Raw genomic sequence first — 19945 nt, forward strand, 5'->3', positions numbered from 1 at the left:
TGAACTGCGTGTTGATACCCTTCAACGCTCTGACGAAAGAGCACCTCCCCGTCCGGAGACCCGTACCGGCGCAATACGGACCTATCCTTATGCCTGTTTGCGCAGCCGTTGGGGCCCGGGGGATCCGCCCCGGGCTCCCAGCGGTACGTCTAGATGCGGCGGTAGAGACCGATTACCTTGCCCAGTACCTTTACGTCTTTGGCGCGAATGGGTGCCATGGCCGGGTTCTCCGGCTGGAGCCGCACCCCGTCCTGTTCCTTGAAGAGCCGCTTCACGGTCGCTTCCTCGCCCATGAGCGCCACCACGATGTCACCGTTGTCGGCCGACTCCTGCTGGCGGACCACCACGCGGTCGCCGTCCAGGATGCCGGCCCCGATCATGCTGTCGCCGCGCACGGTGAGGACGAACATGTTGCCCTCCGTAGTGAGTTCGGGGGGAAGGGGGACGTAGTCTTCTATGTTCTCCACCGCCAGGATGGGTTCACCCGCCGTCACCTTGCCCACCAGGGGTACCATGGCCACCTTACCGCGGTAGCGGGTGGTGCCCGGTCCCAGCACCTCGAGGGCGCGGGAAGTCATGCGACCCCGCCTGACCAGGCCCATCTTCTCCAGACGGTCGAGCTGGGTGTGCACCGACGCCGGCGACCTGAGCCCCACCGCGCGCGCGATCTCCCGCACCGACGGGGGATAGCCGCGCTCTTCCAGCGACCGCTGGATGAACTCCAGGATGCGCTCCTGCCGCTCGCTGAGTCCCTGCCTGTTCCTGGGCACCCCAATTCCTCCCTCCGTACATAGATTCATACCGCCGGGCCATTGTACCACGTCCCCGCCCCTTTGTAAACATCCATTCGTGGTGTACGAAGCCAGGTGGGCCGTCTGGAAGGTAGCTGCCAGTATGAAGGAGAATACTGCCGTGGCGTCGCCGGGTCCGGTGATGCTGTCCTCTGCGACAGACTCAGCGCCTGGCAAGCCGCCGAGGGCATCGGACGGGTGTATCGAGGAGGCGGTGGGCGGAAGAGGGGGTGGGCGAGTGGCTATCGTGGAGACGGAGCGGCTGGGCAAGACGTACCGCAAGACGTGGGCGGTGAGGGATCTCGACCTGGCAGTCAAGGAGGGGTGTATCTTTGCCCTCCTGGGGCCCAACGGTGCCGGCAAGACCACCACGGTGAGGATGCTCACTACAGCCATTCCTCCTCATACCGGGACGGCCAGGGTGTGCGGATACGACGTGCGTACCCAGTCGTTCCAGGTGAGACGCAACATTGCCCTGGTCCCCCAGGGAGGAGGCCTTACCCACCAGTTCAACGTGTATGACAACATCTGGCTCTATCTGGTATTGCGGGGTCTCTCGCCGTGGAAGGCGAAACGCCTGGCGCGCGAGGCCCTGGCACGCTTTGACCTGGCCGCCCACGCCCGCAAGCGGCCCTCGGAACTGTCGGGCGGGCTGCGGCGCCGGGTGGACGTGGGCCGGGTGCTTGCTTTGCCAGCACAGGTGGTCTTCCTGGACGAGCCCACCACCGGGCTGGATCCCGTAGCCCGGCGGACGGTGTGGAGCAGCATACGGGAGGCCCGGGAGCGGGGATCCACCGTGTTCCTCACCACCCAGGCCATGGACGAGGTGCAGGAGCTGGCCGACGAGGTTTGCTTCCTGAGGGAAGGCATGCTGGTCTGGCGGGGCTCCAAAAGGTCTCTGCTGGACGAGCTGGGGCAGACCGGTGCCTCCCTCGTACTGGAAGACGCGGGGAATGTGACAGGCGGCGTGAGCGCGTCCGAACTGGCGGAGAAAGTGCGTGCCGTGGAGGGCGTGTTGCGAGCGGAGGCGGTGGGGGAACAGCCTGTCACCCTGCGCCTGCAACTGCAGGGAAACGGGGCCTGCCTGCCCCAGGTGATTTCCCTCCTGTACGGGTGGGGCCACCGGCTGGCCGGGCTCCAGGTGGGGGCTCCCACCGTGGAGGAAGTCTACCTGCAACTTTTCGGAAGGAGGGAGGCCGGTGCTTAGGGAGTTCGGGCTCGTCCTTTACCGGGACCTGCAGGGCCTGCTGAAATGGCCCATGCGGCTCACCGTCCTGGTAGGACCCATCCTGTCCTTCCTGCTGTTTGCCCCGGCCCTGGGCCGGGCGGTGGGGAACATCCGCGTGGGGACGGTGGAGATGAACTACGCCGCCTTCGTCGTACCCGGCCTGCTGGTGGCCAACTCCATGACCCTGGGCCAGCAGGCCTGCTTCTCGGTGTGGCTGGACAAGATCACCGGTCAGCTTGAGGTGCTCTTCGCCCTGCCCCTGCGCAGGGCCACCCTGCTGGCCTCGGGTGCGGCCAAAGCGGTGTTCGACGTGATCCTCGTGAACTCCGCCCTCATGCTCATATCCGTCCCCGTGCTGGCCGGCCAGGTGAGCTGGTCCCTGCGCGCGGTCCTGCAGGTGTGGGGGGTGTCGGCACTCTCTGCCACGGCCTGGGCCCTGCTGGCCATCGGCGCCTCCGCCATCATCGAGCGCAGCGAGTCTTTCAACCTTTTCATAAACCTGCTCATCACCCCCCTCATGTTCACCTCCAGCGCCTACTACCCCCTGGCGGCCATCCCGGAGTGGGTGCGGCCCCTGGCCTACGTGAACCCCCTGACTTACGCCGTCAACCTGCTCCGCGGCCTGCTCAGCGGTGCCCGCGGCTGGCTGGGCGTTGATCTCGCCGTGCTGCTGGTCTTCCTGGTCCTCTCGGCCGCCTTTGCCGCCATCCTCTATCCGCGTTCCATCAAGTAACCGGCGTGCAGAGTGGTGGCGCACCTTTGTCCCGGCGACCGCACGGAGGAGAGAGGAGGGCAGAACTGGCGTTCGCGAGCTTGGCACAATGGAGGAGGTCGGTGCCATGGAGGATGCAGGGAAGTCGGTCTATTACTTCGCCAGGCCGGGCCCGGTGAACACGGAGAGGACCCTGGAGTTGGGTATCGCCCGGGCCGTGGAGCTGGGCGCCGGGCACCTGGTGGTGCCGTCACTGACGGGGGAAAGTGCCTGGCGCGCCTCTCAGAAACTGGAGCAACTCGGGGTGGGGGAGAAACCGGGGCTGGTATGCGTGACCTTTCGCGCCGGGGGCGCCTGGGACGTGACAGGTGACCCACCCGACGCCGCCCACTGGAGGGAAGTGCCCGAACTGAGGGCGCGCTGGGAAGAGTGGCGGCGGGAGGGCTTGAGGAGGATCACCTTCGATCGGGCCATCTGCGACAGGCTGGCGGGCCGGGGGGTACCCGTGATCCAGGGGACCGACCTGGGTTGCGAGATCGACGCTTCCATAGCCAGGCACCTCGGGGTGCCCGGGCCCAAGACGGTCATGAAGGAGACGCTGTTCCTCTTCTGCGCGGGGCTGAAGGTAGCGGTTTTCGCCACCCTGACGGCGGCCGACGCCGGGGCCATCCCGGTCGATGGGGAAGTGGTGGCCTTCGGGGGTATGGAGCAGGGCCTGGACACCGCCGTGGTCATAAAGCCCTCGTATTCCGACGTGGCATTCCATCCCAGGTACGGCCTGGAAATTCGCGAGTTGATCTGCAAGCCCCGCTCCATGCTCGGGCCGTCCGGCGTGTACTACGACCGGGCCTGGGGCGTCTGACGTTCGGACACCGGGAGAGGCTGGCGTCCGGCAGGCGAGGGCCTTCCTGGTGACAACGACGGGGCTGGCCGATTGACTACATCCCGTCAGCGGGGGTGGCGCGCATGGCTCCTGCCCGGCGGAGCAGGGTCGCGATCTCGGGCGGGGATGGCAGCTTGTGGAGGAGCATGCGCCCGTCGACGTAAACCCCATTGGCGACACCGTGCCAGCGCATGGCCGCCCGGTCGCGTGTGTCGATGCACTCCAGGCGGACACCCGGATAGCGGCCGAGCCCTGCTTCCAAAGTATGGCGGACCAGGACGGCTGCCGGGCAGCGACTGTGAAGCAGCACACGGACGTCAACGGTATCCGGCTGGCCGCCTTCGACCAGGGAGAGTTCCGCGGGTGAGAGTTCCGGCCGCGCCTTGATTAACCTGGGTGGGCCCTTAGTGATGCTACCTGCGCCGTGGGTGCGCGCCGGTGCCCTGACCCCGGCGGTGCTGCCCTGATGCGAAGGCAAGCGATCAGGGGCGGCGGCATGATACATCAACAGCCGCGGGCCGTCCCTGTCGATTGCTTCGAACCCCAGGCGGGCGAAGAAGGCAGCCGGCATGTAGTCGAAGTATCCCCACCAGGTCTCGCGATCGTATGCGATCACCGCCATCGCGGGGGTCGGCCCGTCGCGGAGATCGGGGCAGCCCGGGTCCGCGCCCACGTCGCGCAGGACTTCCCTGACCAGCCGCCTGGCGATGCCCCGGCCGGCGTACGGCGGTATGACCCATACGCAGTGGATGACCCACGCGCCCTGCGCCTCGACCGGCTCCGCCGCGTAATCCCCGGGGGCGTACTCCACCAGGCCGGCGGGAATATGGCCGCCGCGGGCCAAAGCTTCGGTAGGGATGGGACCCACCCCCGGATAGTCGATGAACGGCTCAGAGGGAGCCGGTGCCAGGGCCAGCATCACGCGCAGCCGGTCGGATGCAAGCCCGTTGCGCAGCCAGGTTCTTCTGAGCCCTGCGGCTTCTTCGAGCCCCTCGGCGGTGCCGCAAGGGGGTTGGGGCGGAGGGTAGACGCAGGGGATCAGGACCACGTCCTCTTCGCCGGGGCGAGCCCGGCGCACCCATGCCTCCGCCTCAGGCACAAGCACCACCCCCCCGCAGGCCTGTCCGGCACGCTCAACGCCATTATACCGTCTTCCCACTCCGGCCGACCCCACCCGCTCAGCTGTTCCGACCGCAGGCTGGCGGACCCGCTGTTGGCAGGCAGCCCGCTATCCGACCCGCTGTTGCCCGACTGGTGGCGAGCCGCCGGCGTCACCTGGTCGCCGGTGTCACCTGGTCGCCGGTTGACGGACCGAGGTTGCTGCCGGTAAGATCAAGGTACAAGAAGTCGCGGGTGACTCGGAAGCGGGGTGACCGCCCTGGAAAACTCTCACGTCGTGAGGCAAACGACGCCGGAATACCTGCCGGGTCCGCGTCTCACCTACGAGGATTACTGCCGGATGCCGGCCGGGCTGCGCTACGAACTGGTGGAGGGGGACCTGAGGATGACGCCGTCGCCGAGCACGATCCACCAGAAGATTTCCGGCAGGCTGGAGAGGATTCTGAGAGAGTGGGTTGAGGGACGCCAGCTGGGAGAAGTGTACGATGCTCCGACCGACGTGGTGTTGAGTGAGCACAACGTGGTCCAGCCCGACATCTTCTACATAAGCCGGGAACGGCTCGGCATCATCAAAGAGGCGAACATCCAGGGAGCCCCGGATTTGGTGGTGGAAATCCTCTCACCGAACTCGCTGGAATGGGACCGGGTGACCAAGAGACATCTGTACGCAAAATACGGCGTGCGTGAGTTCTGGCTGGTCGACCCCGATGGCCGCACCATCGAGGTGGCCGTGCTCCGGGGTGGCGAGCTTGCCACGCTCCAGGTCTACCCGATGGGGACCACGCTCGCCAGCCCGCTGCTGCGGGGCCTCCAGGTTCCTCTCGACCAAGTGTTCGGGCAATAGGCCAGGATGCGACAGGTGCTCTGCGGTTTGCTGCGGTAAGGAAAAAGTCGTGTACGTTCTTGGTGTGATGGGTTCGCCGCGCAGACGCGGTAACAGCGATCTGCTGCTTGAGGCTGCCCTCGACGCCGTAGGGCAGGGGGCGCGGGGGGACAGAGTGTACCGTACGATCTAAACATCCGTCCGTGCCGGGCCTGCGAAGGCTGCCGCGCCGGAGACGGATGTATGCAGGAGGACGACATGCAACTCCTGTGTCCCGGATCCGGGATGCGGATGGCCCCGTCATCGCCACGCCCATGTACCGCTGGGCGCGGTGGCGGGCAAGCGCGGTGAGGTCGTAAACAACCACCACGCCATGGCCAGAGCCGCTTCTAGGTCCTATAATATACATTATGTTTACATCACCAAATCGTTTACGGCGGTCACAGCGAGGCCTGGAATGTTGGGGCAGGCAATGCAAGGGTGAACAGCGAACCCTCCCCCGGCCGGCTCTGCACGGAAACGGTTCCCCCGTGCGCCTCCACGATCTGCTTCACGATAGCCAACCCCAGACCGGCGCCCCCGCTGGAACGGGTTCGGGACTTGTCCACGCGGTAAAAACGTTCCCAAATGCGCGGAAGGTCTTCGGGAGGAATGCCCGGCCCGGTATCCCTCACACCGATTATTACCCGAGTCCCCTGCCGCTCGGCGAATACCTCCACCTGACCTCCCCGCGGCGTGAACTGCACCGCGTTCGCGACCAGGTTGGTAAGGGCCTGCTCAAGTCGGTCTTCGTTCCCCAGGACCAGGAGTGGGTCACCAGGAATGCTGACGCGCGAAACGATCCCCCCTTCTGTTATCCTCGGGGCGAAGCTGGCCACCACCCGTTCCACGAGCGGCCTCACATCCACGGGGCCCACCGGCCAGCGAGTGCCGCCGGACTGCATGAGGGACAGGTCGAGCAGATCGCGGATGAGACGGTTCAGCCGTACGGTCTCCTCATGGATGGTGGCCAGATACCTGTCGCGAGTATCTTCGTCGTCCACAACCCGGTCTCTCAGAGCTTCGACGAATCCCTGGATAGAAGTCAAAGGTGTCCTCAGCTCGTGAGAGACGTCGGCCAGCAACTCCCTCCTGAGCTGCTCCAGGCGCATAAGCTCGGTTACGTCCTGCAGCACTACCACCACCCCGGAGGCCGACCCTCCGCAGCCGGACAGGGCCGAGGCATGCGCCACCAGCAAGGCGTCCCTGGTGTCGAATTCCACCGCGTCGGGGGTGCCGGAGGCGAGGACTCCCGACACCAGGTCTGCCAGGGCCGCCGCGTCCGGCAGTTCCCCTACGGGCCGCCCGATGGCCTCCTCGCCGATTTTGAGCAAGTACCGGGCACGGTGGTTAATCATCACGAGCTCACCCTCGCTGTCGGTGGCCAGCACGCCCTCAGCCATGTTGCTGAGGATGTTCTCGATTCTGGCCTTCTCGTCGGCCAGAGCGGTCACGGTTCGATCCAGTGCCGCCGCCAGGTGGTTGAAGTTGGCGGCAAGCTGCCCGACCTCGTCGTCGCGAGCAACTGCGAGTCTCTGCCGAAAGTTGCCCCTCGCCATTTCCAGCGCGGTGCGACTCATCTCGCGCAGGGGCCGGGAGATGGACCGGGACAGCAGGTATCCCACCACCCCCGCCAGCACGATGGCGCCACCGGCCGCGTAAAAGATCAGGCGCCTCACCGACGAAACCGTGGCGTTGAGCCCCGTCAGGGGGGCGTTCAACACCAGGCCGCCGACCACCTGGCCTCCCGCTTCCAGGGGTATGGCCACCGACAGCATCTCCTCGCCGAACCTGGGGTTAAAACCCAGGCTCCTCACGATCTGTCCTCTGAGGCAACCCGCCCCCTCGCCAGGAGCGAGCCGCATACCCCTGGGGGTGCGCTGCGATGTGGTGGCCAGGATGAGGCCGCTGGCATCCACCACGAGGAGCCTCGCATCCAGGAACTGATCCATCGCCTGCAGCCATATCTGGTCCGGAGGGTGCAACTGACCACCCCCGAACAGCTCCATGACGCGGGCGATCTCCTGCCCCTTTCTGACCAGTTCTGCTTCCTTGGCGGAGAAGTAGTAATCGGAAAACAGCCGTGGCAGCACCACGCCCACGACGGCGAGGGTAGTCAATACCACCGCCACGTACGAAAGGAACAGCTTGCCGAACAGGGTCCTGGTCATCCCCTGCGCACCTGCCCCGGGAATTCACCGATCCCGCCTGGGACCCGCTTCTCCGCCAACCTCAAATTTGTATCCCACTCCCCATACCGTTCGGATGTACTGTCTCCCCGCCACGCCCAGCTTCTCCCTGAGGTTCTTGACGTGGGTGTCCACGGTCCGCGCGTCCCCCAGGTACTCGTAGCCCCACACGTGTTCGAGCAACTTCTCCCGGGTGAACACCCTGCCGGGCGCTTTGGCCAGGAACCACAGCAGGTCGAATTCCTTGGGCGTGAGCGGTATCTCCGACGCGTGGCATACCACTCGCCGGCAATCGCGATCGATCAGCAGATCCCCGTACTGCAGGACCTGCCCTCTCTCGGCCCTTGGACGCGTCCTCCTCAAGACCGCCTTCACCCGCGCCACCAGCTCCCGGGGGCTGAACGGCTTGGGGACGTAATCGTCTGCCCCCATCTCCAGCCCCACCACCCGGTCGGTTTCTTCGCCCCGGGCGGTGAGCATGATGATGGGGACGGCAGAGGTCCTCCGTATCTGGCGGCACACTTCCCAGCCGTCTACCCCGGGCAGCATCAGGTCAAGTATCACCAGTTGGGGGTTGAGCGCTTTCACCTTGGCCAGGGCCTGCTCGCCGTCTTCGGCCTCCTCAACGGCAAAACCGTCCCTCTGCAGGTAAACCCGCACGATCTCGCGGATCTTGGGTTCGTCATCGACTACCAGGATTCTATCTCCGGCCACGCTCCTGTCCTCCCAGGGCTTACCTGACCAGCCGCCTGGCGATGCCCCGGCCGGCGTGTTGTCACCGCGGGGGACGGTACTCAATCCGCGCAGCGGCGCGCAGGCTGCTCAGCCACTCCGGGTACATCTCCGCGAGCTTCTCCTCCTGCAAACGCTCGATCACCCGATCCCTGACCTCCTCCAGGCTCACCTCCCTGGCTTCCCTTCTCTCCAGGACCTCGAGGATGTGAAAACCGTCGGCACCCTCGACGGGATCGCTCCACTCGCCGACCGGCAGGGTAAACGCCCTATCCTCCAGATCGGGTGGCAACTCGCCCCGCCCGACGAGTCCCATGTCGCCGCCTTCCGACGCCGTGGCTTTGTCGAGCGATCTCTCCCGTGCCAGCGCGGCGAAGTCCGCCCCCGCCCTCAGCTCGGCCAGGATTTGGCGCGCCTCGTCCTCGCTGCCCGCGACGATGCGGCGCAGGCGCACCGCTTCCTGCTGGTCGAACTCGTCCCGGTGTGCCTCGAAGTACGGCTGTATCTCCTCGTCCCCCACCTGGATCTGGGGCAAGAGCATCTTGCGGGCCGCCAGGTAGACGCGCCACTGGGCCTCCACGTCCACCCGCGTCATGCCGTAATAGTCCAGCGTCTCCAGAAACGCCTGCTCGGAGGAGTACTGCTCCTGGATCATGCGGTCGACTTCCTGCTTAACTTCCTCGTCGCTGACCACCACCCCCTGGCGGCGCGCCTCCTGCTCCACCAGGGCGGCATCGATCATCTCCTCGAGCACGTCCGCACCCACGCGGCTGTACATCTCCCGGTAAAGCTGGTCCCTGGTTATCACCTTCCCGTTCACAACGGCCGCCGCCTCCGGGGAGAGCGCCACCGCCAGGGCCGTGGCGACGCCCGCCACGCCGATACACGCCACGAGGATCAGGACCAGCACGCGGTTACCCCGCGCGCGCCCGCCGGAATCCGTTACGTTCTTTCTGGCCACCTCTTTCCTCTCTCCTCCCCATCCCTTGAGCCACCAAGATCCGCTCCCCCATGGGGACCGGCCACGCCGCCCCTGCGGATCGTCACCGCACCCACACGCTCGGGAAGTCAAGGCAAGGTGAGGGAGGGATGGCCCCTCCCCCACCGCCATCGGACCCTGCGGGGGGACATCGAGCCGGCGTATTGCCGTCCCCACTCGCAGCGCCCGGGGTCCGCGGGCAACGGCGTCCTACAGCCCGCCGGCCGTCGGGGACATGCCACCGCTCGGTGCGGGGGCACCGCGGCAGCCGCCGAAACCGCCCCATCCGTGCCGGCCGCAGCCGAAGCCCCTGATCTGGCCGAGCTTCGCCAGCTGCTCCTGGGTCAGGACAGAATTCATCTGCTCCCGGACCTCCTGGGCAACAGCATACATCTGCTGGCGAAGGGCGTTGACCTCAGACTGCTTGGCGGCGATGGCCTGCTGATCCGGGTTCTTCTGCCAGTATAGGCTCCTCAGCTCATACATCTTCTGGAAAAGCGCATCCCGGATCTCGCGCTGCTTCTCATACGCGCTGGCCTGGATCTCCTGGATCTTACTCACCTGCTCGTCAGTCAGGTTGAGGTCCTGGACGACCGTTGCCCCCGCCGCCGGATTGGCTGCCGCGCCCCGGCGGCCGAACCCGCCACCCCAGGGGGCCGCGGCGGCTACCCCGACTACACCCACCACCATCAGCGCCACCAACCCAACGAGGACAAGTTTCCTCGTCACCGATACCATTCCTCCTTCCGTTCGCTCAAACCGCCCTCCTGCGCTCATTGGCAACCGGTTCACTATGTCCTTCCCGCGCACCCCCCTTCCCCCGGGAGACCCGGCTCCCTTTGCTCCGCTCCCTCCGCCACTATCCTACCCGGCGCCTGTGAGGATTTCGTGAAGGCCTCCCGAAGAAAAGGCGAAAAGTCCTCAGCGCCTGACCAGTTTTTCCGCGACGACACCCTTCAGGTCCTCGGCTGTCCACCCGGTGCCGAGGGCCACGGGAGGAATGGTCAGAAGACCTTGCTGAGCCCGCGGCGGTGGGCAATGTAAGCTGGAGAGAGAAACAGGGCGGCAAAACCGGTCGGGGCGGCGCAGTTGACAGACCAGGACACCGCACACGGGCGGCTGGCCGAAAGACACCCGGACTCTTTAGGAATGCTAGCCAGCAGGGCTCCCACAGCCCGAACAAACTCTGGCGGTACGCTCTTTCTTCGCTACCCCGCAGAACTCTCCGACGAACATCAGGTTGTCCCATGCGGTCATGTCGACGTACACGTTGGCCAGCTCGGGAACTACCCGGCCGGGCGGTCCTGCGACCGCCCGGCCTGCACGCTTGGGAAGCATTGCCCCCCGATTCGGACTCGGTTCTACTTACTGGCTTCCAGCTCCTGGATCGCACGCTCTACCTGCTGGGCCTCCGCCCTCAAATTGTCCAGGTAGTCGCGCAGCCTGGCTAGCCGCTCGTCCTTACTGAAGAACCGGCGGCGCATCCCCTGGCCTCCGCAGCAACAGCCTCCGACTTCTGCAAACCCGTGCCAGCCGACTGACCCGTGCGGCGTACCGTGACACATCCTCCTTCCCCCCTTTCTGTGACTCTCGCAGGCGGGACGGAAGCGGCACCGCCTGCCGCCACCCTTACTGGCGGTTGCCAGTAGGTGTAGCTCGCACATAGCTGCGCCCAGTATAACCGGCCGGGGTTACCCCTGTCAACCCCTCAATGGCAGCCCAACGGCAGTCTGAGCTTGACGCGTCTCGCAGAGATGAGCAGCGTGCCACTGCTACGCTCGTGTGCGCCCTGTCAGGTCAGCGTACATACTCAAGAAACGGTCCAGCCGGAAGCGGTAGTGTTCCACTTCGGCGGCCCACCCGTGAAGCAGTTCCTCCCCTTGCTCGGTCACGCGGTACAGCCGCCGCGGAGGGCCAGCAGCAGAGAAATCCCAGCTGGATGTCACCAGCCCCTCATCCTCCATCCGGCGGAGGTTTCTGTATAGCGTACCGGGGTCCGGAACCACCCCCTGACCCGTCGCCTGGCCCAGGCGCTCAAGCAACTCGTACCCATGAGAGGGCGAAACCCTAAGCAGGAGAAGCAGCCACGCCTCCAGGAATCCCTCATGGCGCGGCCCGCGACAACCACAATGCGACCCCCGCATGTCCGCCCCGTTGCTGCCACACACGGACGAGCGCCTCCCGTTAGCTGCATTGTGCATATACCCGTGAACAGCATATCAAACGGATGGGGAGCTGACAAGCGGCCAACGCCCCCACCTCCGGGATGCGGCCGGCAGTGCGGTCCATGAGATGACGAGCAGCGCCCCCGCCAGGGCCAGGTAGATGATCTCCGCCAACTGCTTGACCCCCACGACCAAGGCCACAGTCTAGCCGGCCAAGGCCCCGAATACCATGCCTGTGACCGTGGCCATAACAACCACCAGGCCGAGGTACGTCAGCGTTTTCTTGGTGCCGATCACGCTGCGGATGACGAGCATGCTGGGCAGGCTCAGAGCTGGCCCCGCGAGGAGCAACGCCAGGGCCGGACCCTGGCCCATACCGGACCCTATCAGCCCCTGAAGGATGGGTACCTCCGTCAGGGTAGCGAAGTACATGAGAGCGCCGGCCACCGAAGCCAGCAGGTTAGCGGCCAGGGAATTGCCACCCACCGCGGCCTCGACCCACCGAGAGGGGATGAGCCCGGCATCGGTACCTGGCCGCCCCATCAACGCGCCCGCCACCAGCACCCCGCCGAACAGGAGGGGCAGTATCTGCTGGGCAAACCCCCAGGTGGCGCTCACCCACGAGGAAAACTCCGCCCGCCGGAACCACCTCACCAGCGTGTACGCCAGGACCAGGAGCAGTGCCCCGGTGAGGTACCACTTCACCTCGAACACTGCGTTCCAGAACCCAACCGGCTGCGCCGGCTTGCCCCAGGCGGCGAACACCAGGATGCCCACCATGGTCGCAAAGTAGACCAGGTTCTGGACACCGCTGCGCGCCTCGCACTGCCGCATAGCTTCCGCCACCCGCTGCGACACCGCCTCGGTGCGCTCCCTCTCCTCGCCCCGGTAGATATAGGCCATGAGCAGACCGATCACCACCGAAAAGACCACTGCGCCAAGCGCGCGTGCCAGGCCCAGTTTCCAGCCCAAGACCCTGGCCGTCAGGATGATGGCCAGGATGTTGATGGCAGGACCCGAGTAGAGGAACGCTATGGCCGGCCCCAGCCCGGCCCCCCGCTGGTATATCCCCGCCAACAGGGGGAGAACGGTACAGGAACAAACCGCCAGCACCGCCCCCGATACCGAGGCCACGGAGTAGGAAAGCCACTTCTTAGCCTGGCCGCTGAAGTATTTGATGACGGAAGCCTGGGAGACGAAGTTGGCGATCGCCCCGGCGATGAAGAGTGCCGGCACCAGGCAGAACAGCACGTGCTGCCGCGCATACTCCTGCAGCATGTGGAACGCTTCCATGATGGCGCCCGACACGCGCGGGTGACCGAACGGCACGAAATAGGCGGCCAGGAACACAACTAGCAGCCCGAGGAACTTGCGCAACTCAGCCATGGTTTCCGCCCTCTTTCCCCTATGAGAAACGATTCATGATTCTGGCGTGGTAAAAGGCCACCCGCAGGTGGCCGTTAGCTCCTTACTTTCCTGTAATCCAGCTCAGGATCTCCCGCACCGTGGCCACGCGGCCCTGCAGCTTCAGGTCGCCGTCGATGATAATGGCCGGTGTGCGGTTGACACCGCGCTGCATGATCTCGAACACGTCCTCTACCTTTACAACCTCTACAATCTCTGCCTCGAGCCCGGCCTGGGGAAGCGCTTCCTTCACGTTCCCCAGCAAAGCCTGACACTTCTGGCAGCCAGGACCCAGAACCTCGATCTTCACGACCCTTTACCCCCTTCAACTGGTTCTTTGATGTTATGAGTCTTTGCTCATTATCGCCTAACGTTCAACATGTTGTCGTGGCCTCCGCGAGGCCCAGATGCTGTCGTGCTTCTGCCAGGACCTTTTCGGCCCTGACCAGGTGTCCCATACATACTTGCCGGGCCAGTCCGAGAATATCCAAAACCCGCGCATCGGCAAGAGAATAGAATGTGCGCGTTCCCTCTCGTCTGAAGTTGACGATCCCTCGATCCCGCAGTATGGCAAGGTGCTTGGAAACACTGGATTGCTCCATGCCAAGGGCCGGGATGATCTCGCACACGCATTTTTCCCCCGAGCAATCCCTGCCCGAGCATAGGTCCCCTTCGACAAGGAACTCCACGATCCGCAAACGGGCGGGGTGCCCCAGGGCCCTCAGCACCGCGGCCATCTGCTCAAGTAAAGCCTCAGTCATTGAACCCACCACCATCTTGGAATATAGTCTTAGCTTCAAGATACCCTCCCCATAGGAGGATGTCAAGCCCTCATCGACTAGCACCTCCTTGACAGGAGGGGTTAATGAAGATATGCTCAATCAGTGATAGCCCTGTACGAACTGCGGCAAACACCTGCGAAAGGAGTGCGAGCATCCTTGACGGACAACCGTGCTGTTCGGTTCTCCCTATTGGACCGTCTGCTTACCCTCTGGATTCTCCTGGCCATGGCTGCCGGGGTGGGGCTGGGGTACGTATTTCCGGGTGTGGCAGACCTCCTGGAGAGGCTGTCCATCGGCACCACCTCCATCCCCATAGCTATCGGCCTCATCGTCATGATGTACCCGCCCCTGGCCAGGGTCAGGTATGGCGAGTTGGGCAAGGTGTTTCGAAACACAAAGGTCCTCGCCCTTTCCCTGGTGCAGAACTGGATCATCGGCCCTATCCTGATGTTCATCCTGGCCATCACTCTCTTGCGCAACTACCCCGAATACATGGTGGGACTGATCCTCATCGGTCTCGCGCGGTGCATAGCCATGGTGATCGTCTGGAACAGCCTGGCCCACGGCGATAGCGAATATGCCGCCGCCCTGGTGGCGTTCAACTCCCTGTTCCAGGTCTTCTTCTATTCCGTTTACAGCTACGTCTTCATCACCATCCTGCCCACCGTCTTCGGACTGAAGGGAGCGGTTGTGCACGTCACCATCGGCGAGGTGGCCAAGAGCGTAGCCATCTACCTCGGGATTCCCTTCGTGGCGGGCTTCCTCACCAGGATGATCCTGGCGCCGGCCAAGGGCGAGAAATGGTACGAGGAACGGTTCGTCCCCCGCATCAGCCCCCTGGCCCTCATAGCCCTGCTCTTCACCATCGTGGTCATGTTCTCCCTCAAGGGCGGCTATATCGTCCGGCTCCCCCTGGACGTGGTCAGGATCGCCATACCCCTCATCGTGTACTTCGTGGTCATGTTCCTGGCCTCGTTCTTCCTGAGCATGCGCCTGGGCGTGAACTACCCGCAGACAACCAGCCTGTCGTTCACTGCCGCCAGCAACAACTTCGAGCTGGCCATCGCGGTGGCGGTGGCGGTGTTTGGACTCAACTCGGGCCAGGCCTTCGCCGCCGTGATCGGCCCCCTCATAGAGGTGCCCGTAATGCTGGCATTGGTTAACGTGGCACTGACGTTCCGCGGCCGCTACTATCGCCCGGACGGGACCCGGGCCCGGGGCTAAGTGAACTGCTGACAGGAGCAGCACTCCCTACGGTCGCCCGGATTGACTTGCTCGCGGGGCAAGCGGCAGCCACCGGTGTAAGGGGTGACAGCACGTGCCCGGCAACCCGAGCGGGTCGAAGGCAAAACGCCTGCTCGTCCCGCCAGTCCTTCCCCTGGCCGCCATCGTCGTCGTCAAACACGAGGCTTCTGGCCGTCCGCGGCGACGGAGGGCCCGGGCTAAAGAGGGAAGCGGGCCCGAGCGCCTCCGTCCACCAGAAGAACGGAACCTGTACAGAATACGGACGCGGGACCGCAGAAGAAGAGCACGGCTTCCGCCACGTCTTCGGCACGTCCCCAGCGGCCAATGGGTGGGAGCGGCCAGGAGAGGTAGTCCTCGCCGGGCCGTTCCGGCTCCCCTGGTTTGAGCATGTAGCGCATGCCGGGGACGGTGTCGCCGGGACAAACTACGTTTACGCGGATGCGCGGTGCCAGGTCCACGGCCAGCATCTTCCCCATCATGATCACGGCGGCCTTGCTCACCGAGTAAGCGCCGATGGCGGGTTCGCCCAGCACACCGGCGTCCGAGGAGATGAGCACCACGGCGGGGTCGTCCCCCGTCAGGTGGGGGCGGGCGGCCTGGACCGCCAGGAGATAGCCCTTGACGTTGATCGCCATGATGCGGTCGAAGTCTGCTTCCCCGGTGTCGATGAGGGGTGCCACCAGGCCTACGCCGGCGTTGGCCACCAGGATGTCGATCCTCCCCCACCGGGCGGCCACCTCGGCCATGGCCTGCTCCGTCTGCGTGCGCGAGCTGGCTTCGGCGGCAAGGAACATGACATCGACCGCTTCGGCGGCCAGTTGATCCCGGGCCCGTGCCCCGCGCTGACGATCCCGCCCCGTTATGGCCACCCGTACGCCTTCCCGGCCGAGGCGCCGCGCCGTCGCCAGTCCGATGCCAGAGGTACCGCCTGTGATTACCGCCACCTTCCCAGCCAAGACCTTTGACATTGAGGTCTCCAGGCGGCTCATGCGGCCAGGTACGATTGCAGGGCGGCGATGAGGCGCTCGACCTCCTCGGGGGTGTTATAGGGCGCCATCCCCACCCGCACCAGGCCCCCGCTGTCGCGCAGGCCCAGCCTTTCCACCAGCGTGGTGGCGTAGAAGTCCCCCGCCCACACGAACAGGCCGCGGGATCCCAGGTAGGCGGCCACCCGCGCGGGGTGATGACCGGCCACCGTGAAAGATACGGTGGGCGTACGTTCTTCGCCAGGTCCCGGACCGTAGATGGTGATGCCCGGCAGGTCGGCGAGGGCGTCCAGGAGTCGCCCGGCCAGCATCCCCTCATACTCCCCGATGGCGGCCATAGCGTGCAGTATCGCCTGGCGGCGCCCGGGCACCGGTTCACCGGCCACGTGCTCCCCCAGCCAGGCGATGAAGTCCACGGCGGCGGCGGCGCCGGCCAGCCCCTCGTGGTTGAGGGTGCCGGCCTCGATCTTCTCGGGGGGCTCGGAGGACTGGGGGCGAACGCGATAGGCCTTCAGGCGGGTGAAGGCCTCCCTCCTGCCGTAGAGGACGCCCACGTGGGGTCCGAAGAACTTGTATGCCGAGCAGAGCAGGAAATCCGCGCCCAGGGCATGGCAGTCGATGGGGCCGTGGGGGGCGTAGTGCACGGCGTCCACCACGGTGGTCGCCCCCACCTGCCCGGCCAGGCGGATGGCCTCGCGCACGTCGTTGATGGTACCCACGGCATTGGAGGCGTAACCGATGGCCAGGACGCGGGTACTGGGTCCCACCAGGGAGGCCAGTTGGTCCACGTCCAGGGTGCAGCGCGGAGAGATCACCGGGACCGCCCGCACCACTATCCCCCGCTCCTGCAGCGCCCGCCAGGGGGAGATGTTGGCCTCGTGGTCGAGGTCGGTCACCACCACCTCGTCGCCGGGTACCAGGTCTCGGGCCAGGGCCTGCGACAGGGCGAAGTTGAGGGTGGTCATGTTGGCGCCGAAGGCGATTTCGTCGGGGTCGGCCCCCAGGAAATCGGCCATGGCCTCCCGGGCCTGCCGGATCACACCGTCGGTGGCCCGGCTGGTGGCGAAGTGACCGTGGGTGTTGGAGTTCTTCTCGCTGAGGTAATCGCTCATGGCCGCGATTACGGTGTCGGGCACCTGGGTGCCGCCCGGCCCGTCGAAGAAGGCGACCGGATGGCCGTCCACGCGCAACCCCAGGGCCGGAAAGCGCGGGCGGCAGATGCGGGCCAGGTCCGGAGGTTCTGCCCCGGCAGGATGCGGCAAGAGGACCACTTCCCTTCTGCTTCATTGCGGTAGCCGATTCATTACGGCAGCAGGAAATTCTCTCCCGGCCGCCGCTTCCCCTTCCTGCCGGCCTGCCGATGGGTGCGGGGATTCAGTCGCTGCCTAACCGGCTGTGGCCAGCTCGGTGGCCCGGCTGGCCAGCCCCAGGGCACGGTGGGCATCTTCCAGGGTGACAGCTGGGCGCCGGCCGGATTCGAGCAGGCAGGTGGCCAGGTCCTCCAGACCGGCCCGGATGGCACGGCGGTAAATGGCCGTACGATCCGGATACTCGATCGCCAGGCGTGCCCGGTAACGCAGCACTGCCTCCGGCACAGGTGAGCCACCGGCCTCCCCTCCCCCCGGCGGGCCGCCCTCCTCCCCCGCCCAGGCGGGATCGCGGTCCGGCTGGGGTGGCTCGACGGGGTCCACCGCCCGCCCCAGGCACTCCTCCAGCCAGCGGGCTTCGCGTTCCGTCACCAGCACCTCGCCCCGCAGGGCTGTGGGTATCCACCCCTCCATGTCCAGGAAGCCGCGGTGCAGTACCAGGTGCCAGTCTGCCCGCTCGAACCGCTCCACCGTGGTGAAGGAGTGGTAGTAGGTGGCCAGCACCGGCGAAGGGGAACCCCCGTGCAGGCAGGTGCAAAGGACCCGATCCACAGGGGCGTCTTTCCACCGGGTGCGGCGGAGGGCGAGGGCGTCCCTGACCTCCCCCATCCCGAACCACCAGTTGCCCATGTCAAAGAAGTGAACACCATGCTCCACGAAGATGCCGCCCGAGAGAGCCGGGTTCCAGAACCAGTGACCCTCGGGAAGCCGCTCGTCGTGAGCCACGTTTTCCAGCACCGCCCTTTCCACCGGTCCCAGCACCCCGCTGCCCACAATGCGCGCCACCAGGGCGGCCAGGGGGGTGCAGCGGAGGACGAAGTCCACCGATGCCGGGACACCCGCCCGCCCGGCCAGGGCGGCCAGCTCCTCCATCTCCGCAGGCCGCAGCGCCCCGGGCTTCTCCAGGAACACGGCCTTGCCCTGCTCCAGGGCCAGCCTGGCCAGGGGGTAATGGAGGTAAGGCGGCGCCAGTACCCACACCAGGTCGACGTCGGGGTCCCGGCAGACCTCGGCACCGTCTTCATAAACCCGTACCGCCGGCTCGACTGGCCGGGTGGCCAGCGAAGCCGTCGCCCCCACGGGCAGGCCGCCGCGTTCGTGCCAGACGCGCACCGCTTGCAGGCGGCACTCTTCGCGGGGGTCGGCTACCGCCACCAGCGAGATCAGCGGCAAATCAGCCACCGCACCCAGGGCAAAGCGCGCGAAAGACCCGCAGCCCACCAGGCCGATGCGGACGGGACCCGGTCGCGTCACACGTGCACCCCCCGGGCAGCATAGTGAGCGTAGCGGGCCGGGTCTCGGGCACGGCGTTGCGCCCAGCGGTAGATGTCCAGGTGACGGCGGGCCACGCGATCCCAGGCGATGACTCCGGTCACGTACCTGCGGGCCGCCCGGGAAAGCCGGCGGCGCAGGCTGGCGTCCCGTATGAGGCGCACGATGGCCTGCTCCAGTTCCTCGTCATCGCGCACCAGGAGTCCGGCCCGGCTCGCCTCCACCGAGGACTTGAGCCCCTCAATGGCGGACACCACCACGGGCAGGCCCACCTGGTAGGCGTGGGCCAGGTTGCCGGATTGGGTGGCATACGTGTACGGCAACACCATCAGGTCGAAGGCGGACAGGATGGCCAGGTAGCGGTCGGGCGAGAAGGTGCCCAGCACCACCCGGATGGATTGGGCGGCGGGTGACTCTCGGGCCAGGGAGAGGTAGTCCTGCCGCACCCGGGGGCCCGCCGGGCTGCCCGGGCGCGCCTCCCCTGCCAGGACCAGCACTGCCCCGGGACACTCTCTGCTGACGTGGGGCCACAGGCGCAGCACACGGTCGAATCCTTTGTTGGGCTCCAACCAGCCCATCATCCCCACCGCTACGGCTCTCTCCCCCACCCCGATCTCGTGCCGCACCTGCCGGCGGGCCGGGGCCGGAGGACGCTCCCGCCCGGCGCCGTGGGGGACCACGAACACGTTGTCGGGCACCCGCCCCAGGTTGTAGGGAAGGTGAGTCTTCTGGATGGGCTCGTGCACGATGTTGGCTGCCGCCAGGGACATCATGTGGTCGTAGTAAACGGCCTCCGGGTGAGTGAGGTGGGTGAACACCGAGTGGTAGGTGACCACCACCGGGCGGCGCCTGATCTGCCAGCGGAACAGGGGCACGGCCAGACGGAAGGCATCCTCGGGGGCGAAGCTGAACTCGCCGGTGGGCAGGGGCGTGGCGAAGAGCCCGAATTCGTGCTGGATGTGTACCACGTCCGGGTCGAGCCTTTCCACGGCCTGCTCCAGCCTCTCGGGCCAGCCGGGGTCGGCCTGGTCTATGACCGCCTTCACGCCCCCGATGGCGGCATCGGTGTGGGCCACGAGGGAAACGCGCATGCCGGCGCGTTGGAGGGCAGCGCACAGCTCGGCCGCATAGATGGCGATACCGCACCAGCGCGGCGCCCACGATGTGACCATGGCCACGTGCAGCGCCATCCCCTGCTCCCTCCCGTGGTCCCACCTGCCCGGCCGTAC

General features: G+C 66.1%; 21 protein-coding genes. 5 read left to right on the forward strand and 16 right to left on the reverse strand.

From position 1 onward, the window contains the following. Positions 1 to 149: 149 nt before the first annotated feature. A complete protein-coding gene (gene lexA, locus QME70_01430; protein ID MDI6893271.1) occupies positions 150 to 800 on the reverse strand; it encodes a transcriptional repressor LexA in 651 nt (216 codons plus the stop codon). Between the two features lie 229 nt (positions 801 to 1029). Between lexA and QME70_01435 the strand changes: the two genes are divergently transcribed. The 3 genes from QME70_01435 to QME70_01445 all read left to right on the forward strand — a co-directional run bounded on the left by QME70_01435 (position 1030) and on the right by QME70_01445 (position 3593). After that, positions 1030 to 1998, forward strand: a complete 969-nt coding sequence (locus QME70_01435; GenBank protein MDI6893272.1) for an ABC transporter ATP-binding protein — start codon at positions 1030 to 1032, stop codon at positions 1996 to 1998. Further along, a complete protein-coding gene (locus QME70_01440; protein ID MDI6893273.1) occupies positions 1991 to 2752 on the forward strand; it encodes an ABC transporter permease in 762 nt (253 codons plus the stop codon). The genes QME70_01435 and QME70_01440 overlap by 8 nt, the downstream gene beginning before the upstream one ends. A 106-nt stretch (positions 2753 to 2858) precedes the next feature. Further along, complete coding sequence (locus QME70_01445) at positions 2859 to 3593, forward strand: hypothetical protein (protein ID MDI6893274.1); 735 nt, start codon at positions 2859 to 2861, stop codon at positions 3591 to 3593. 76 nt (positions 3594 to 3669) lie between these two features. Here the strand turns inward: QME70_01445 and QME70_01450 are convergent, their stop codons facing one another. Next, positions 3670 to 4719 (reverse strand): GNAT family N-acetyltransferase, encoded by a 1050-nt coding sequence (locus tag QME70_01450; GenBank protein MDI6893275.1) that lies wholly within the window; start codon positions 4717 to 4719, stop codon positions 3670 to 3672. 291 nt (positions 4720 to 5010) lie between these two features. Between QME70_01450 and QME70_01455 the strand changes: the two genes are divergently transcribed. Then, a complete protein-coding gene (locus QME70_01455; GenBank protein ID MDI6893276.1) occupies positions 5011 to 5577 on the forward strand; it encodes a Uma2 family endonuclease in 567 nt (188 codons plus the stop codon). Positions 5578 to 5996: 419 nt separating this feature from the next. On the opposite strand, the gene QME70_01460 is transcribed toward QME70_01455, so the two are convergent. The 10 genes from QME70_01460 to QME70_01505 all read right to left on the reverse strand — a co-directional run bounded on the left by QME70_01460 (position 5997) and on the right by QME70_01505 (position 13864). Next, a complete protein-coding gene (locus QME70_01460) occupies positions 5997 to 7766 on the reverse strand; it encodes an ATP-binding protein (protein ID MDI6893277.1) in 1770 nt (589 codons plus the stop codon). A gap of 24 nt (positions 7767 to 7790) precedes the next feature. Further along, positions 7791 to 8498, reverse strand: a complete 708-nt coding sequence (locus QME70_01465; protein ID MDI6893278.1) for a response regulator transcription factor — start codon at positions 8496 to 8498, stop codon at positions 7791 to 7793. A gap of 61 nt (positions 8499 to 8559) precedes the next feature. Continuing rightward, positions 8560 to 9477, reverse strand: a complete 918-nt coding sequence (locus QME70_01470; protein MDI6893279.1) for a peptidyl-prolyl cis-trans isomerase — start codon at positions 9475 to 9477, stop codon at positions 8560 to 8562. Positions 9478 to 9705: 228 nt separating this feature from the next. Beyond that, positions 9706 to 10224, reverse strand: coding sequence for a periplasmic heavy metal sensor (locus QME70_01475; GenBank protein MDI6893280.1), 519 nt, complete (start codon positions 10222 to 10224; stop codon positions 9706 to 9708). A gap of 423 nt (positions 10225 to 10647) precedes the next feature. Further along, complete coding sequence (locus QME70_01480; protein MDI6893281.1) at positions 10648 to 10833, reverse strand: hypothetical protein; 186 nt, start codon at positions 10831 to 10833, stop codon at positions 10648 to 10650. 23 nt (positions 10834 to 10856) lie between these two features. Beyond that, positions 10857 to 10979 (reverse strand): hypothetical protein, encoded by a 123-nt coding sequence (locus tag QME70_01485; protein MDI6893282.1) that lies wholly within the window; start codon positions 10977 to 10979, stop codon positions 10857 to 10859. Positions 10980 to 11267: 288 nt separating this feature from the next. Further along, positions 11268 to 11663 (reverse strand): helix-turn-helix transcriptional regulator, encoded by a 396-nt coding sequence (locus QME70_01490; protein ID MDI6893283.1) that lies wholly within the window; start codon positions 11661 to 11663, stop codon positions 11268 to 11270. A 201-nt stretch (positions 11664 to 11864) separates the two neighbouring features. Beyond that, positions 11865 to 13046: a permease gene (locus tag QME70_01495; protein ID MDI6893284.1), complete on the reverse strand. Its 1182-nt coding sequence runs from the start codon at positions 13044 to 13046 to the stop codon at positions 11865 to 11867. An 82-nt stretch (positions 13047 to 13128) separates the two neighbouring features. Further along, positions 13129 to 13374, reverse strand: a complete 246-nt coding sequence (locus QME70_01500; protein MDI6893285.1) for a thioredoxin family protein — start codon at positions 13372 to 13374, stop codon at positions 13129 to 13131. 64 nt (positions 13375 to 13438) lie between these two features. Then, positions 13439 to 13864, reverse strand: a complete 426-nt coding sequence (locus QME70_01505) for a metalloregulator ArsR/SmtB family transcription factor (protein MDI6893286.1) — start codon at positions 13862 to 13864, stop codon at positions 13439 to 13441. 138 nt (positions 13865 to 14002) lie between these two features. On the opposite strand from QME70_01505, the gene arsB reads away from it, so the two are divergent. Beyond that, positions 14003 to 15070 (forward strand): ACR3 family arsenite efflux transporter, encoded by a 1068-nt coding sequence (arsB, locus tag QME70_01510; GenBank protein MDI6893287.1) that lies wholly within the window; start codon positions 14003 to 14005, stop codon positions 15068 to 15070. A 218-nt stretch (positions 15071 to 15288) separates the two neighbouring features. Here arsB and QME70_01515 read toward each other — a convergent pair whose 3' ends face one another. The 4 genes from QME70_01515 to QME70_01530 all read right to left on the reverse strand — a co-directional run bounded on the left by QME70_01515 (position 15289) and on the right by QME70_01530 (position 19906). Further along, positions 15289 to 16035, reverse strand: coding sequence for an SDR family oxidoreductase (locus QME70_01515; GenBank protein ID MDI6893288.1), 747 nt, complete (start codon positions 16033 to 16035; stop codon positions 15289 to 15291). A 41-nt stretch (positions 16036 to 16076) separates the two neighbouring features. Further along, entirely contained in the window at positions 16077 to 17339 is a 1263-nt protein-coding gene (locus QME70_01520; protein MDI6893289.1) for a cysteine desulfurase-like protein, read from the reverse strand. A gap of 123 nt (positions 17340 to 17462) precedes the next feature. Then, positions 17463 to 18698 (reverse strand): Gfo/Idh/MocA family oxidoreductase, encoded by a 1236-nt coding sequence (locus tag QME70_01525; protein ID MDI6893290.1) that lies wholly within the window; start codon positions 18696 to 18698, stop codon positions 17463 to 17465. Further along, positions 18695 to 19906, reverse strand: a complete 1212-nt coding sequence (locus tag QME70_01530) for a glycosyltransferase (GenBank protein ID MDI6893291.1) — start codon at positions 19904 to 19906, stop codon at positions 18695 to 18697. The genes QME70_01525 and QME70_01530 overlap by 4 nt, the downstream gene beginning before the upstream one ends. Positions 19907 to 19945: the final 39 nt, after the last annotated feature.

Source organism: Bacillota bacterium, from assembly GCA_030019365.1.
Classification (GTDB): domain Bacteria; phylum Bacillota; class Sulfobacillia; order JACIYH01; family JACIYH01; genus JACIYH01.